The organism is Halostagnicola bangensis (assembly GCF_054653435.1).
The window spans coordinates 596,807-612,728 of record NZ_BAAIGG010000002.1; the positions used below are offsets into that span (position 1 = coordinate 596,807).

The 15,922-nt window shown below is 61.2% G+C and carries 13 protein-coding genes and 1 tRNA gene; 11 read left to right on the forward strand and 3 right to left on the reverse strand.

The window, feature by feature from the left end; translation table 11 throughout:
* The first annotated feature begins 3 nt into the window (after positions 1-3).
* Positions 4-780 carry an ABC transporter gene (locus ACYQ14_RS04620; protein WP_459885244.1) on the forward strand — a complete coding sequence of 259 codons (777 nt, stop codon included), beginning with the start codon at positions 4-6 and terminating at the stop codon, positions 778-780.
* 84 nt (positions 781-864) lie between these two features.
* On the opposite strand, the gene ACYQ14_RS04625 is transcribed toward ACYQ14_RS04620, so the two are convergent.
* Complete coding sequence (locus ACYQ14_RS04625) at positions 865-1,254, reverse strand: SHOCT domain-containing protein (protein WP_459885247.1); 390 nt, start codon at positions 1,252-1,254, stop codon at positions 865-867.
* 256 nt (positions 1,255-1,510) lie between these two features.
* On the opposite strand from ACYQ14_RS04625, the gene ACYQ14_RS04630 reads away from it, so the two are divergent.
* From ACYQ14_RS04630 to ACYQ14_RS04660, 7 genes are all read left to right on the forward strand, one after another.
* Complete coding sequence (locus ACYQ14_RS04630; RefSeq protein ID WP_459885250.1) at positions 1,511-2,269, forward strand: hypothetical protein; 759 nt, start codon at positions 1,511-1,513, stop codon at positions 2,267-2,269.
* A 39-nt stretch (positions 2,270-2,308) separates the two neighbouring features.
* Positions 2,309-3,154: a lanthionine synthetase LanC family protein gene (locus ACYQ14_RS04635; protein WP_459885253.1), complete on the forward strand. Its 846-nt coding sequence runs from the start codon at positions 2,309-2,311 to the stop codon at positions 3,152-3,154.
* Positions 3,155-3,282: 128 nt separating this feature from the next.
* The gene (gene ribH, locus ACYQ14_RS04640; RefSeq protein WP_459885256.1) at positions 3,283-3,738 is read left to right on the forward strand and encodes a 6,7-dimethyl-8-ribityllumazine synthase; all 456 of its coding nucleotides are present in this window, start codon (positions 3,283-3,285) and stop codon (positions 3,736-3,738) included.
* A 2-nt stretch (positions 3,739-3,740) separates the two neighbouring features.
* The gene (locus tag ACYQ14_RS04645) at positions 3,741-4,889 is read left to right on the forward strand and encodes a pyridoxal phosphate-dependent aminotransferase (RefSeq protein ID WP_459885259.1); all 1,149 of its coding nucleotides are present in this window, start codon (positions 3,741-3,743) and stop codon (positions 4,887-4,889) included.
* 193 nt (positions 4,890-5,082) lie between these two features.
* Positions 5,083-5,185 (forward strand) — tRNA-Gln (locus ACYQ14_RS04650).
* 219 nt (positions 5,186-5,404) lie between these two features.
* Positions 5,405-5,803, forward strand: a complete 399-nt coding sequence (locus ACYQ14_RS04655) for a hypothetical protein (protein ID WP_459885262.1) — start codon at positions 5,405-5,407, stop codon at positions 5,801-5,803.
* Between the two features lie 218 nt (positions 5,804-6,021).
* Positions 6,022-8,154 (forward strand): 4Fe-4S dicluster domain-containing protein, encoded by a 2,133-nt coding sequence (locus ACYQ14_RS04660; protein WP_459885265.1) that lies wholly within the window; start codon positions 6,022-6,024, stop codon positions 8,152-8,154.
* A 60-nt stretch (positions 8,155-8,214) separates the two neighbouring features.
* Here ACYQ14_RS04660 and ACYQ14_RS04665 read toward each other — a convergent pair whose 3' ends face one another.
* Complete coding sequence (locus tag ACYQ14_RS04665) at positions 8,215-9,165, reverse strand: DUF7124 domain-containing protein (protein ID WP_459885268.1); 951 nt, start codon at positions 9,163-9,165, stop codon at positions 8,215-8,217.
* Entirely contained in the window at positions 9,158-10,960 is a 1,803-nt protein-coding gene (locus ACYQ14_RS04670; protein ID WP_459885271.1) for an aldehyde ferredoxin oxidoreductase family protein, read from the reverse strand. Before ACYQ14_RS04670 ends, ACYQ14_RS04665 begins: the two co-directional genes overlap by 8 nt.
* A gap of 179 nt (positions 10,961-11,139) precedes the next feature.
* Here ACYQ14_RS04670 and ACYQ14_RS04675 point away from each other — a divergent pair, with 179 nt between their 5' ends.
* Genes ACYQ14_RS04675 through nrfD form a run of 3 tightly spaced genes read left to right on the forward strand, consistent with a single transcriptional unit; the run spans position 11,140 to position 15,859 of the window.
* Positions 11,140-14,097 carry a molybdopterin-dependent oxidoreductase gene (locus tag ACYQ14_RS04675; RefSeq protein ID WP_459885274.1) on the forward strand — a complete coding sequence of 986 codons (2,958 nt, stop codon included), beginning with the start codon at positions 11,140-11,142 and terminating at the stop codon, positions 14,095-14,097.
* Between the two features lie 10 nt (positions 14,098-14,107).
* Positions 14,108-14,710: a 4Fe-4S dicluster domain-containing protein gene (locus ACYQ14_RS04680; protein ID WP_459885277.1), complete on the forward strand. Its 603-nt coding sequence runs from the start codon at positions 14,108-14,110 to the stop codon at positions 14,708-14,710.
* A 6-nt stretch (positions 14,711-14,716) separates the two neighbouring features.
* Complete coding sequence (nrfD, locus tag ACYQ14_RS04685; protein ID WP_459885280.1) at positions 14,717-15,859, forward strand: NrfD/PsrC family molybdoenzyme membrane anchor subunit; 1,143 nt, start codon at positions 14,717-14,719, stop codon at positions 15,857-15,859.
* Positions 15,860-15,922 lie beyond the last annotated feature (63 nt).

Sequence of the window (15,922 nt, forward strand, 5' to 3'; positions counted from 1 at the left end):
CGAATGACTAGCCACCAGAGACTCCTGATCGCGGTGTTCGAAAAGCAGTTCATCCTGCTCAAGCGCTACTGGCTCAACACGGTCCTGATGCTTCTCGGCGTCTACATCATGTTTGCGATGGTCTTTTTCGGCGGACAAACGGTCGGCGGTGACAGCATCGATAGCGCTCTCGATTCCGTCGTCATTGGATTCTTCCTGTTTCTGGCCGCGAGTGCTGCATACTTCGATGTCGCCCGAAGCATCATGCAGGAAGCCCAGTGGGGAACGCTCGAGCAGTTGTACATGTCTCCGTTCGGCATCGGCCGCGTGCTGGGAGTCAAGACGATCTTCAACGTCGTCGTCAGCACCGGATTGGCGATCGGGTTGCTGGGATTGATGCTCGTGACCACCGGTCGATCGCTAGCGATCGACGTTGTCACGATCGTTCCCCTGCTCGTCGTAACGATCCTTCCGGCGGTCGGGATCGGCTACTTCGTCGCCGGGCTCTCCTTGCTCTACAAGCGAATCGAGAACGTACAGCAGTTGCTTCAGTTCGGTTTCGTGGGACTGATCGCGGCTCCGGGAGTGGTCCAGGGGCCGATTTTGGCCCTCCTGCCGTTGAGTTACGGCAGCGACCTCTTGACGCGAGCGATGATAGACGGGACCAGACTCTGGGAGTTTTCGCCGGTCGAATTGACAGCTCTCGTGGCGAGTAGTCTCGCGTATCTCGCCGTTGGATACGTCATCTTCGGTTGGTTCGTCGGGAAAACCCGCGAGCGCGGCATCATGGGCCACTACTGAGGGCCCGGCGTGCTCTCGATCTAGCAAAACGACTGGAGCTGGCTCCGCGACACTACCCGCTCCGAAACGGTCAGGACGGGAGTATCAGGGGCGTTCGAATTCAGGCTCTCGGCTGGTGTCTTCGTCGGACCGAATCGCAGCATTATCGTTCGGGCCCGACGGTTCGGTTTCGAGGACAGTTTCGAGCCGTTGCTCGAACTCCGATTCAGTGAGTTCACCGCGTGCGTACTGGTTTTGGAGCGCCTCGAGTGGATCGGTCGCGTTCCTCTCAGCGGGCGCGCCGGAGCCGGCCGATTCGGATTCTACGTGAGACGTGTCCGCGAGCCGCCCCGCGACCGCGAACGAAACGGTGAGGCTCACGACGAGTGCGAGTGCGAACACCGCGGCCAACGTCGAACCCAAAAGCGTGAACAAGAGAACGATCGGAACGCCAAGGGCAGCAGCGAAAAGTCCAGTTTTGGCTCCCCAATCCATTAGATTACAGTACGTAGCTGACAGTGAAAAATGTGGCGTTCGATCCTTCATTTTACGACTCGAATCAAACGCGGTACAGTATGATGAAAATACACGAGAGAGCACCGACGAACACGGAGAGAGGAGACACCAGATTCGGTGCCAGCGCACTTAAAATCTCATCGACGAGCGGTATTTCTACCCCATACACCAATATATAATCAAAACAATAATTAGAAAAGTAACATAACAATCGTTCAGTGGCCACCGAAACACTATGAGGAAAATATTCAGTGAAACAGAACAACGACGAATCGCCGCGCAGTCTCAAACGCTTCTCGAACGACTCTCGAATCCGGACGCGTTCGAGTACGCTGTCGACGACGCTGTGGCTTCCGCTCGTGTCGAAGCGTGGCGCGAGCGGTATCCCGACGAGGAATCGTTTCGTCGCCGAATCGAACGCGCCAATTGTTCACGAGACGATCTACGGCAGGCGGCCTGCGTCGATACGCTGGCCGAAAGCGAGGAGGTACCGAGCTGGGTGGATCGGTTAGACGCACTCGCAGCGACACTCGAGTCGCGATCTCCGGACGAGTTTCCGGAGAATTTAATCCCAACTCCAGAAAAATGGGTCCGCAAAGAGCGGGAGAAACCGTTCGGTGCACTTTCGGCAGCCATCGCGGAGCACGCCCGAGAGCAACTCGACGACATCGCTCTCGAGGTCCTGTCCGGTGAAACGATCGGGATCATGCAGGAGTGGTTCCGGGTTCGATTCGAGACTCGTTTTTCACGGATACTGTACGTCGAATTCAAAACGTACATCGCCGCACACGATCGAGAGTTGGCTCACGCGGATCCCTCCGCGTTCACGGAGCGACCGACGGCGTACTACGATCAGTTTATCGAGGCGCTCTTTTCTGGTGCGTTCCCGTCTCTGTGTCTGGAGTATCCAGTCTTCGCTCGACTGCTCACGACCCAGATCAGACAGTGGCACGCGCGCGGGTCACCCCGTCGATGTCGAAACACGGTGGAGTGACCGGGATTGGATCCGTGATCTACGGACTCGCGACCGTCGGTGCGTTGCTCGAGGACGAAGCGATGCTTCGGACGGGGCGTTCGGGCCGCCGAATCGATACGAACGGACGCCTTCGGCCCCGATCATCAGTACGATGTCTCCGGGGGAGCGGCGGGGACCATCCTCGGACTCCTCGCACTCGACGAACGGTACGAATCTGACGAACTCGTTTCGATCGCGACGGAGTGTGGCGATCATCTGCTCGACAGTCGGACCGAATCGACAGGCGGGTTCCGCGTGTGGAACACCATCGACGACTGTCCGCCGCTGACCGGATTTCTACACAGAGCGAGCGGAATCGCGTACTCGCTCGTCCGGTTGTACGAGGTGACCGGCGACGACGCCTATCTGTCCGCGGCGATAGAAGCCGTCGAGTTCGAGACACAGCACTACTCCGAAACCACCTCGGGTTGGAAGGATCGCAGACCCTGGGCCGACGACGAGTTCTCCGATCGGTGGAGTTACGGACGGACCGGAATCGGTCTCTCGCGACTCGGGATGCAGTCGTCGGTCGATCACGATCTCATCGAACGCGACCTTTCGCGGGCTCTCGACGGGCTGACCGTCGACGAACAGTTACCGGTAGACGACCTCAGCGATGGGAACTGCGGTCGAATCGAGTTCCTCAACGCAACCACGAGACGCACCGAGCGAAGCGTACCGTCGCCGACGACGACACTGGATGAGTGTCTCGCCCGAAAAGCCGCGATCGGCTCCTATCGGACGTCCGACGAGCGGACACAGATCGACGACCCGTCGTTTCTGGGCGGGTTGACGGGAGTCTCCTACACGATGTTGCGGATCGTAGAACCGGAGACGCTCCCATGTGTTCTCCTCTTCGAGTGAGTCCGCGAGACGGCGGCCCGATACCGGTCGGCGACGGAAGCCGACGCGACGGTTTCGGCCGACTTCGTTCCGTGTGGTCGTTCGCGAAGAACGGTACCTCTTTTACCCGCCCTCACCACCGCCTGCGTATGACCACGCTCGGAGTGGTGGTCGCGGAGTTCAACCGCCCGATCACCGAGCAGATGGAACGAGAGGCGCTGGAGACCGCACGCGCCGCGGGCGCGGAGGTCGCCCGGACGGTGCAGGTCCCGGGAGTGTACGACGCGCCGCTGGCGGCGGACCGACTCGCACGCCGCGAGGCGATCGACGCCGTCGTCGTCATCGGAGCCGTCATCACCGGCGATACCGACCACGATCAGGTGATCACCGACGCAACCGCCCAGCGACTCTCGGACGTCGGCCTCGAGCGTGATACACCCGTTACACTCGGCGTAACGGGCCCCGGTATGTCCGCCGCCGAAGCGCGAGAACGGGTCGAAAACGCCGCGAAAGCCGTCGACGGGGCGCTCGACCTCGTCGCGGAACTTCCCGACGCCGATCCGCATTCGGATACCGATTCGCAGTCAGATACCAATTCAGAGTAACAATGACCATGGAATTTACCGACCGCGTAAGCCGAGTCGAACCGTCCGCAACGTTCGCGATTTCCGCACTCGCAACCGAACTCGAGGCCGACGGCGCAGACGTCGTCGACCTCTCCGTCGGCGAACCGGACTTCCCGACGCCCGAGAACATCATTCAGGCAGGCCAAGATGCGATGGACGCCGGACACACCGGCTACACGACCTCCGCGGGGATCCTCGAGCTTCGAAAATCGATCGCCGACAAGTTGGCTGACGACGGCCTTGATCACGGTCCCGAGAACATCATCGTCACGCCAGGCGCGAAACAGGCGCTCTACGAGATCGTTCACTCCCTGATCCAAGACGGTGACGAGGTCGCACTCCTCGATCCCGCCTGGGTCTCCTACGAGGCGATGGTCAAGATGGCTGGCGGCGACCTCGCCCGCGTCGACCTCTCCGAACACGACTTCGAACTCGAGCCCGCGCTCGACGATCTGGGTGAAGCCGTCTCGGACGACACCGAACTGCTGATCGTCAACTCGCCGTCGAACCCCACCGGCGTGGTCTACTCCGACGCCGCGCTTGAGGGCGTTCGTGACCTCGCCGTCGAACACGACATCACCGTGATCTCCGACGAGATCTACAAGGAGATCACCTACGACGCCGAACCAACGAGTCTGGGTACACTCGAGGGAATGGCCGATCGCACGGTCACCGTCAACGGCTTCTCGAAGGCCTACTCGATGACCGGCTGGCGGCTCGGCTACTTCGCCGGTCCCGAAGAACTGATCGACCAGGCCGGGAAGCTCCACAGCCACTCCGTCTCCTCGGCCGTAAACTTCGTCCAGCACGCCGGTATCGAGGCGCTCGAGAACACCGACGATGCGGTCGTCGAGATGACCGAGGCGTTCGAGCAACGACGGGATCTCGTCGTGGAACTGCTCGAGGACGAAGGCGTCGACGTGGCGGTTCCTGAGGGCGCGTTCTACATGATGTTGCCTGTAGCGGACGACGATCAGGAATGGTGTGAAGGGGCGATCGAAGACGCCCACGTCGCGACGGTGCCCGGCAGTGCGTTCGGCACGCCCGGCTACGCTCGAATCTCCTACGCGGCGAGCGAAGAGCGCCTTCGAGAAGGAATCGGTCGGCTCGTTGAGGAAGGCTACCTATAACTTCCCGGTATCGATACTCTCTGGGCGAAGTAGCGTAGCAGATTACAACAAACAAGCCATTTTTGCGAGCGGCTATTGGCAATGTGTTCTGACTGTCGGAGTTGCCATCGCTTGGCAGAGGAAGGCGAAATCCCGGTTACAGACGGAGGGAAAAAGTAACACTATTGTGCGAGGGTTTCCTACCGTTTGATGAAGTCCCGTGGTGTAGTGGCCAATCATATGGGCCTTTGGGCGTGTTCGGTTCGTTCCGTCACGGAAGAGAGCCTATGACGGCAGTTCGAATCTGCCCGGGACTATAATTGCTCTCGGTAATTTTCTAAGTACTTCAACTCGAGTCAGTACCACCCAGACAATCAGACACCCACTGCGATACGCACACAACCACTACCGGTGAGGGTGAGACTCGAGGGGTGATCGTCTCGCCGAAACGAACGTGCGGGGACGGCTCTGTGCAACCGACGAATCCGTTCATCGGGTCCGTAATTGTCATGGCGGTCGGCCCACAACGAACCCGTATGCAGATGGAACTACGGGTGTGCAAGCAGTGTCACACGGGGGCCCATGGGAACGACCAGAAGACGGCGATTACGAGGGATATGGTTACGTGTGCCGAGCAAATCCGGGAGTACAAAGACCTCATCTCGCTCGATTCGGTCTACATCACGAAGGTCGACGAAGGCGATCCTGGCGGTGCGGAGGCGCTGTCGGTGATCGTCGCGGGTATCGAAAACGACACCGTAACGCTTCGAGACACGCAACTCGTGATCGAAGATAACGATGGGACGACACTCGTGTATCCCGAACCGACGGATATCCTCGAGGTACTGACCCGAAACCTCGATCAGATCAGCGAGCAGACGCGCCAGGACGTCAGCGTCGAACTCTCCGCCGACGGGGCGGAGATGATTACCTGACGAGGGGAAAGAGACAAACAGCGTGACCTGTAGTCCAGTCCAGTTCGGCGTCTCTACGACTAGCGATCTTTCTACTGGTATCGCGATTCCATTAGATGACACATCACGCTCGAGCTGTACAAAGACGGAATATTAGTAGGGTGCGTGCAAGAAAGAATTACATTCTGCGACTATAGATCACGACAGGTTTACGTCCCCGCTTTCGTAACGTCGAATCAATGAACACGGGAGCGTTCGTTTGTTCGTGCGCGGGGACGTGCGACATCGACCTCGAGGAGGCTCGAGAGAACATCGACGATGTCGACGTCTCGGCGAGCTCGAGCCTGCTCTGTGGAGAGAAAATCGACGCGTTCGAACAGGTGATCGAGGAGTACGAACTCGACGAAATGACCGTGACGTGTCCGGAAGCGAAGGCGCAGGAAAAGCTCACCCAGGTCGCCAAAGAACAGGGATTACATCCCGCCGATGTCGAATTCGTGGATCAACGAGAGAGCGCGGGGTGGGTCCACGACCGCGAGGCCGCGACCGATAAAACCGCGAGACTCGTCAACGCCGCTAACGCCCGCCGGGAGCGAGACAAGCTTCCCGAAACAAGCATCCATCGGGCCGGCCACGACGTCGCCGTCGTCGGCGACGCAGACGCTGCGGTGACCCTAGCCGATTCCGCGGACGTGACCCTGATCGCGAACGGGAACGAACTCGAGGCCACGGAGGGGGACCTCGAGGACGTCGCCGTCGAACGCGGGCTCGTCACGAACGTCGACGGCTCCTACAGCGAGTTCGAGGTGACGCTCGAGGCGCGGGTGACGGACGACTGTATCTCCTGTATGAAGTGCGTCCACGAGGGTCCCGACGGGATGGTGACCAGCAACCCCGTCGATATCGATCCTGAGGCGCCGATCGGCGAGTGGATCACCGTCTGTCCGACCGACGCGATCGAGATGGAAGGCGTCGAGCGAACCCTCGAGTTCGACCAGATCGTCTACCCCGCGGGAGACGACGGCACCGTCGGCGGACAGCGGGGCTTTCACACCGGAGAGTTCGACGCGGCGACGGTCAACGCAATCGAGCGACTGCTCGGCGGCTTCGAAGGGCTCGACTTTCTCGATCTGGATATGGACGTCTGCGCGTCGGGTCACGCGGGCGAACAAGGCTGTAACGAGTGCGTCGACGCTTGCCCGCACGGTGCGGTCGATCGACCGGCCGTAGACGAAGTCTCGTTCGACCTCGGGAGCTGCCAGAACTGCGGGGCCTGTACCAGCGCCTGTCCGACCGGTGCGACGAAACTGGACGAACCGAGCAACGAGCGGATCGCCCGGGAGGTCGAGGCGCTGCTTTACTCCTCGGACGACGGCGGCTTCGTCAGTAGCTTGCTCGGCGGCTCGGATCCGGGGATTGATACCCCGATCGTCGCCTACGTCTGCTCGGAGCAGGCCCAGGAAGCCCTTCGAGAGTACGGCCGGATGGCGGCCTCGGGACGAGCGGCTGTCGGCTATCCGCCGATCCTTCCCGTCGAAGTCAACTGCGCGGATACCGTCGGCGAAGCGCACGTTCTCCACGCGCTGGCGGCCGGTGCGGACGGCGTCGCTGTCGTCGGCTGCGGCGGAAGCTGTCTGCACTCCGGACCCGATCCGAAAGCGGAACTCGTCGAACGCCTCAATCGGGCGACGACCGATCTCGGGCTCGGCGAACGCGTCGGCTTCTTCGCACCCGAACCGGGACAGCCGGCCGCGTTCGTCGAGGAGCTCTCCGAGTTCGCCGCGAACACGCTCGAGGAGTCACCGATCCCCGAGGGTGAGCACGAGGCGACCGGCGAGATCGACGATCCCGAGCGAGAGAACCCACCGTTCGATAGCCACGGATGGACCCTCGAGAGCGTCCGAGCCATCCTCGAGCACACCGATCCCGAGCGAGACGTGATTCGGGGGCTGAAAGACTTCGGTATCGTCGAGGTCGAAGACGGCTGTACGCTGACGCCGACGTGCTCGAGTTACTGCCCGACGGACGCGTTGCGTCGCACGGATATGGGGCTCGAGTTCAATCACGAACGGTGTGTCAACTGCGGGCTCTGCGAGGACGTCTGCGTCGAGGACGTCATGACCGTCTCCGACGGGCTCGATCTCTCACTGCTTCCCGAGAACAGGACGGACGAGGAGCCGTCGTGGACCGAGCTATACGAGGGTTCGATGCTCGCGTGTGCAGGCTGTGGAAAGGAGTTCACGAGCGAGGCGACCGCCGACGCGATCGAAGACCGAATCGGAGACGTCGTTTCGGGGATGGCACCGAACGCAGAGGAGAGCATCTTCGACTACTGTTCGGATTGTCGGGCGAGGATGCTCCACGGCGGGTGAAGGGCGGTTTTCACCGGCGGTAAACGACCGGTTCGCACAATGCAGAAACGCCAGCGACGCTCAGTTTTCGTGTTCGATCTCCCAGTCGGCCTTCTCCGCGGCAGTCTCGAGTGGAATGAACTCCCAGTCTGCGGCTTCCGCGATCCGTTCGTCACCCGGTGCGCCGACGAGAACCATTCGCTCCGCGTAGAACATCGAATCCGGCGTGATATCGGCGAGTCGCTCGCCCGGACCGGTCTCCGAGCCGCCGAAGAAGTCGAGATCGATCCCTTCGTCGCGCTGGAACTTTCGAATGGCTGGCGTGGAAACTTTCCCGACGATACCGAGCCAGTCGCTCCAGCTACGGGCACTCGCGACGACGAACTGCGGATCCTCGAGTCGATTGATCGCCTCGTAAGTCAAGGCCAACGTCATGTCGTCCGGGTCGGTCGCCTCGCCGTGGTTGGTTGTCCGCTGGGAACCGGCCGATTGTTCCCGCTCCGCATTGGCCTGGTTCGAGGAACCGCCGCCCGCTCCGCCCTGGGATTCGGGGACGCCGACCGGTCCCTCCGTCGTCCGCGGGACACCCGGTATCGGTTGTCGGTCCGCCGGCTCCGTCTCGGCCGTCGAATCGTCGCCATCTCCCGATTTGTCGTCTTCATCGGATTGGTCGTCGGGAGCCGTATGAGTGAGGATATCGCTGACCGTCTCCGTACCGTCTCCCGTGTTCAATGATCCGTCGCCGGAACCGGATTCGCCCTCCTCCCCTGAGACAGCGTCCGCCGGATCGTCGTCGACCGTGGCTGCTGGGACGTCCGCCCCGTTGTCAGGAGCGGTTTCGCCTCCGGCTGTTTCTTCGCTCTCGGTTGTCTCGCTTGAGGAGGGGTCCGGCGAACCAACCCAGGATGGTTCCGGTTCGTCATCCGGGTCGCCCTCGCCGCGCCAGAGCCAGTCGCCGTAATTGCTGTCGTTCTCGCTGTCCGCCTCGGGGTCGTCGACGTCGATGTCGTCAAGATCGATGCTATCAGTCATCTTCGATTACCTCTGTCGTCGGATCGTAGCCGTCCGTCTGTGGAGCCGGTCCGTCCTCGGATGCGATTGTTTCCAGATCTAATCGGTGGAGCAGTTCACTGGTCGGTCGCCCGAGCCGATCCCAGTCGCGCAACGCGTAGTATTCGTCGAGTAACGTCTCGAACGAGTCCCGCTCGAGGGCGGTTCCCTCTTTCGAGGCGTTCTCGAGCGGTTGGGTCAACGGCGTCGGTAACTCGTCGTCTTCCCGCGTGAATCCCTCTCGGACGTTGAACAGTCGAACGAGCGTCCAGATGCGTTCACCGACCCGTTCGAGGTCCTCGGTATCGTGGTCGTAGCCGACCGCCGACAGCCACTCGGTTCCGAGATCCGTCTGGAACACCTCCTCTAAGAAATCGTCCGCGATCAGACACCAGAGGACTGCCCGACGATTCTGTTCGTTGACGACGGCGGCCGCTTGCTGCTCGACGCTCCAGCGTTCGCTCGTGACAGACTCGAGTTCGACCGGACGGGCTCGGCGGTGACAACCGCCCCTGTCGCTCGTGGCGTAGGCCAGGGCCATCGTCTCCGCGTTCCGAGGATCGTAGGAAGAGAGCTCCATTCCTTTGACGGTTGGAATCAGCTCCTCGCCGCCGAACCGATCCACCGCGCCATCGACGCCGTCCGCGAGCGCGTCGCCGAGCGGCGTCGATCGGTGGGCGATCTCTTCGATAAGCGTTCGAGCCGTTTCCTCGTCGCCGAACGAGAGGTCTCGCTCGATCAACCCCTCCTGGCTCGCCCGAACCGCCCACGCGACCGCGTTCCCGGCCGTTATGACGTCCATCGCGAATCGATCGCAGATCGCACCCAGGGTTGCAATCGCGTCGAAGTCGTCGATGCCGAGTCCCGCGCCGAGAACGATCGGCGTTGCTCCGCGCGGAACGGTTTCGCCCTCGTCGCTGTCGACGCGGAATCCGCCCGGAACCGGATCGTCGGGTCGCTCTCGGGACTGCGACTGCTTTCGAGCGCGCTCGATACCGATATCCTCGGCACCCTCGAACTGCCCCTCCTGCCAGCCGCGCGTCGGGAGGACGCCGACCTCGTTGGCGAAATCGACCGTCTCCAGCGTGTCGCTGGCTGCGAGCCACCGGCCGGTATCAGTCTCGGCGAAGGCTTCGCTGTACTCCGCTCGAAGGTCGTCTAACCCTTCGGGCTCCGATCCCCGTGCAACGATCGCTTTCAGGTTCTTCGAGCCCATGACGGTTCCCGCTCCGCCGCGGCCGGCGTGGTGTTCGCCACTGTCAGACGCGATGGTCGCGTACCGAATCCCGTTCTCTCCAGCAGGGCCGATACAGGCGACCGCCGAATCGGGGAACTCCTCGCAGGTCGATTCAGCGTCCAGTCCCCACAGATCCGCTCGCGACTCGAGCGTCGCCTCGCCGTCGGCAACCGAGAGAACGACCGGCTCGTCCGCTTCGCCGGTGACGAGAATCCCGAGGTATTTCTCGAGGGAGTTGGCCAAGCGTCCCGGGAACGAACCGCCGCTGTAGGAGTCGAGAAAGGCACCTGTAAGCGGCGATTTCGTTATCGCCGCGTATCGCTGCTCGCCGGGAGTATAACCGGTTAACGGACCGAGCATGAACAACAGGACGTTCTCAGCGGAATGCGGGTCCGTTCCGGCATCGAGTTCTTCGTAGAGATATCGGGCTCCGATCCCCTTTCCGCCGATGTAGTCCTCGAGCCATCGGTCGGGGATGTCTCTACCCCGTACGGTCCCCGCAGAAAGATCGACGTGGAGCATCCCGTCCCGAGTTTTCATTAGCTGATAGTTGGGCGTGTAGTCGAATTAAATGCCACGGTCCCACACATGCGATTTCACTTTAAATATCTCCCAGGGGAGCAGCAAATTTGCAATTTGTCGTCAAATGGAATGCTAATACCTGTCGGAGTCGAACGCCAGACAGTACTTTTATTATATTGTGCCGAAATTGTCACAATATGTCACGGTCTATAATCGACCTAGATCGCCGTGGGTTCCTCAAAGCAGGGGCAGGGGGGACACTCGCGGCAGCAGTAGGAGGAAGAACTCTCCTTCAACGGGGGGGAGCAGACGAGGAGGCGCTCGACCCGAATCCGGGCGACGAGCAAGTAAAAACCGTCTGTACACACTGTTCGGTCGGTTGCGGACTAAAAATGTCCGTCGAAGAGGATACAGTCGTCGGACAGGAGACCTGGGACGATAATCCGGTCAATCAGGGCGGACTCTGCTCGAAAGGAGCGTCGCTTACGCAGTCGGTCAACTCCGAACAACGACTGAAAAAGCCGCTAAAGCAAGAAGATGGCGAATGGATAGAGATGGAATGGGACGCCATCCTCGAGGAGATAACCGGGCGTCTCAACGAAATCCGCGACGATGTCGGCCCGCACGGAACGATGTGGGTCGGATCGGCAAAACACAGCAACGAGGCTGCATACCTCATCCGAAAGCTCTCGGCGCTGTACGGTACGAACAACATCGACCACCAGGCGCGTATTTGCCACTCGACGACCGTCGAGGGGATCGCGAACACCTGGGGTGTCGGCGCCATGACGAACAATTCGAACGATATGGCCAACGTCGATGTCAACCTGATTATCGGCCATAATCCGCTCGAGAGCCACCCCGTCGCCTGGCAGTACTTTCAGGAAGCACAGGAACGGGGCGGGAAACACATCGTCGCCGAGCCGCGATACACAAAGACCGCGGCCGCTGCGGACGACTTCTATCAGTTCCGTTCGGGAACCGACGTGGCGTTCATCTACGGCCTCATCTATCACATCATCTTCAATCTCGAGGCCCACGACGAGGAGTTCATCGAGAGCCGCGTGATGGTCCCGACCTGGGAGGAGTTCCGCGACGATGTCCTGCCAGAGTACGACCTCGAGACCGTCTCGGACATCTGCGGGATTGACGAATCCGAGATCGAAGCACTCGCCGAAGAGCTCGCCGACGCCGACGTAAGCTGCGTCGAGTGGGCGATGGGTGGCACCCAGCACAACAACGCGACCGGCAACGTCCGCGCGTACGCGATGCTGAACCTCACGCTCGGGCACGCCGCCCAATCCGGTGGCGGCACGCCGATTTTCCGGGGCCACGACAACGTCCAGGGCGCGACCGACCTCGGCGTCGACGCTGGCAACACGCCGGGTTACTACGGCCTCGGTCCGAGTGCCTGGGAACACTGGTCGAACGTCTGGACCGAGACCGACAGCACCTCGGGCGAGATTTCCTACGACGAACTCGTCGACCGATACCACTCGACGGACCTGATGGAAAAGCGAGGGTTCACCGTTGCCCGCTGGTACGAAGGAGTTCTCGACGACGAGTGGGAGATTTACCAACCCGATCCACTGCAGGCGGCCGTCTTCTGGGGCCACGGGTTCGCCTCGCTCACCGAGTACAAGAAAGTTCGCGAGGCGGTCAACGAACTCGACTTCATCGTCAACGTCGATGTCTTCCCGAATCAGGTCGCAGAGCTCGCAGACGATGACACCGATGTCTACATGCTTCCGGCCTCGACCAACGTCGAGGAATCGGGGAGCGTCGTCAACACGGGTCGCCAGCTTCAGTGGCGATCCAAAGCGATCGAGCCCCGTCACGATTCGAAAGCCGACTGGAAATTGCTGTGTGAGTTCGCAGAGCATCTCGGCTTCGGCGAGCACTTCGACTACGCCGAAGTCGAAGACGTCACTCGAGAGATCAATCTGGGCGTTCGGTCCGTCGGATACGTCGGCCAGACACCGGAGCGGTTGAAGCTCCATCAGGAGAACTCGGAGCTCTTCAGCGCTGAAGATCTCCAGGCGGATCTGGACGAAGATCACGAACTGTACGACGAACTCGACGGCGATTACTACGGCCTCCCATGGCCGTGCTGGCACGATGACCATCCGGGAACACCGATTCTCTACGATGATTCGCTACATCCCTCCGAAGGCGGGATGGACTTCCGCGCCCGCTGGTGGGGCGAAGAGGATCCCGACGTCGATCCCGAGGATCAACTCCGCGACCCGTTCGAACCCGATTGGTGGGACGACGAAATCGAAGGTGTCCCGCAGTATCCGCTTTTCAACACGGTACTCCCCGATTCAGAGAATCCGAGCGAAGCAACGATCCCGGTTGAAGCGGCGTTCGACGAGGAGATGTCGGTCTACGACACTGCCGTCGCACTGGACGAAGCCGGCTACGATGTCGACCTCGAGACGTTCGAGGAGTTCGACAACCCACAGCCCGACGCACCGTGGGGCCGAGGCCGTGCTCGGATGAAAGCCTGGAACCTCACCGACGAGATACCGGTCCACCGAGAGCCGGCACTCACCCCGCGACCGGACCTCGTCGAGGACTATCCGTGTAACGACCGAACCGAAGACCACTGGCGCGTCGAACTGGATAACGCGAAAGTCCAGCAGGACAACATCGACGCCGTCGAAGATTACGATCTGGTACTCACCTCGGGTCGACAGGTCGAGCACAAGGGAGCCGGTTCAGTGACTCGAAGTACGCAGGGAACGGCCTCGCGTGCGCCGATGATGTACCTCGAGATCCACCCCGAGGTTGCCGACGACCTCGGCGTCGAAACCGGCGAATGGATCGTCACCGAGACGCCCTACGCCGAGATGGTAGTACAGGCGAGAGTCACCGAACGAGTCGCCCAGGACCACGCATTCGCGCCATATCACTGGAGCGGAATCCTCGAGGGCGAGAACATGATGGACAGCGTCCCAGACGGGATGGAGCCACTGGTGATCGGCGAATCGATCAACGCCGGGACCGCCCCGGCCTACGACAGAGAGACCCAGATGCAAGAGACGAAAACGACGCTTTGCAGTGTCCGGGTCGCAGACGACGATGAAGTTCCCGAACTGTCCGATCAACAGATCAAGTGGCAAGAACAGCGGATGAGCCGACACAAGCGATAGGTGATCGAAAATGAGTACACAAGAATCCAACAACGGACCGGCACGAGTCATCCCAAACTGGGAGTCCTGTATCGACTGTGGAGCCTGCGAAGTCGCGTGTCAGCGAACGTGGGATCTCCCACCTGAGACCGACCGCATTCAGGTTCTCGCGATCGATCACGGGACCGAAGACGAGACGAACAAACCGATGCAGTGTTACAACTGCTCCGAAGCGCCCTGCGTCGAAGTCTGTCCGACCGACGCGCTCCGCATCCGGGACAACGGCTCCGTTCGCGTTAGCGGCGACATGTGTATTGGTTGTCACTATTGCGGCGTCGGCTGTCCGTTCGGCGCGCCACAGTATCCCGACGCGGGGGTTCCAGAGGCCGACGAAGCGAGCCCGCTGGGCGCTCGAGGAAACGGTCTGATGGACAAATGTACGACCTGCGAACCGCGCCAGGAAGAAGAGCTCGAACCGGCCTGTTCCTCCGAGTGTCCGACCGACGCACTGCTGTTTGGCACGCCGGGTGAACTCTCCGAAAAGCTCAGCGAAGACGGCGTCTCGAAGCCGTTCGACGACGAAGCGGCCCAAGTCGTCTTCGGCGACGACGCCGACGAAATTATGTCCGGGTGATCACCGATGGTACTAGAAATCACATTCGACGTTCCGTACTCCCAATGGAACTGGCAAGTCGCCGTCTACACGGCCCTGATCGGGCTGGCCGCCGGTGCGTACCTCACTGGCTACGTCGCCGACCTCATCTCGTGGCAACGTGACGCCCGCGAGCACGGCCCAATCGCCAAATTCGGGTACCTCATTGGTCTGGTCGGAATCGGTCTCGGCGGCCCAATCCTGCTGAGTCACCTCGCAACCCCGTTCCGGGCGATGTTGATCCCGCTCACGATGACGAACTTCGACTCGTGGATGACCATCGGCGCGTATATGCTCGGTGGGATGGGTCTCGGGGCGTTCCTGATGTTCACCTGGACCGCCTTTGGCAGAACACGACCGCACCGACGCACCACCGACGAGGACGGCCCAGGGGGCGTCGCCGCTGATGGCGGAAGCGACGTCGCCACTGATGGCGGTTCCTCGGAAGGCGGCCCCGCCAAAGCCGCAACCGGCGGCGACACCGCAGACGGCGTCGGTACCGCTGAGGAACGCAACGGCGTGCTCAGCCAACTCGATGCAATTGCGGATTACACCCGCCCGACGGAGCCGGTTCGGCTCGCAATCGGCGGCGTCTTCGCCATCTTCGCCGCAGGGGTCCTCCTCTACTCGGCGATGGCGTTCGGATCGGGTTCGTTCGAACGGGTCGCACTCTGGGACAAGACGTTCCTCATACCCGTGATGCTCTTTAGCGGCCTCGGCGCGGGCCTCACCGCCTCGGTGGGGCTGGCGGCGATCACCGAGAGCCCGACCAACCGGACGATCCAGAACTACTCGCTGATTGGCTCCGGGTTCCTGGTCGCAGCGCTCGGTGCACTCGCAGCAACGATCTTCCTGTTGCCTGAACAGCTTCCGGCAGCGGAGCCGGCGATCGACAACATGCTCGGGACCTACGCCTGGCTGTTCGTCGGGTTGGCCGTCGTCGCTGGTCTGATCGTCCCGGTCTTGCTTTCGATCGGCGCAGTACTCGGCCAGCGCCGCAACGCGCTCTCGCCGAACGCAGCCACGGCATCCTACGCCATCGCTGGATTCCTCGTGATCGTCGGCAAGATCGCGCTATCGATGAGCTACCTGCTCGCCGCCGAGTTCACGCCACTGCCACTTCCCGTCTAGTCGGCGATTTCGTTTCCAACCGAACCGATTTACTTCGAACGAGCGTAGTCACAGACAGTATAC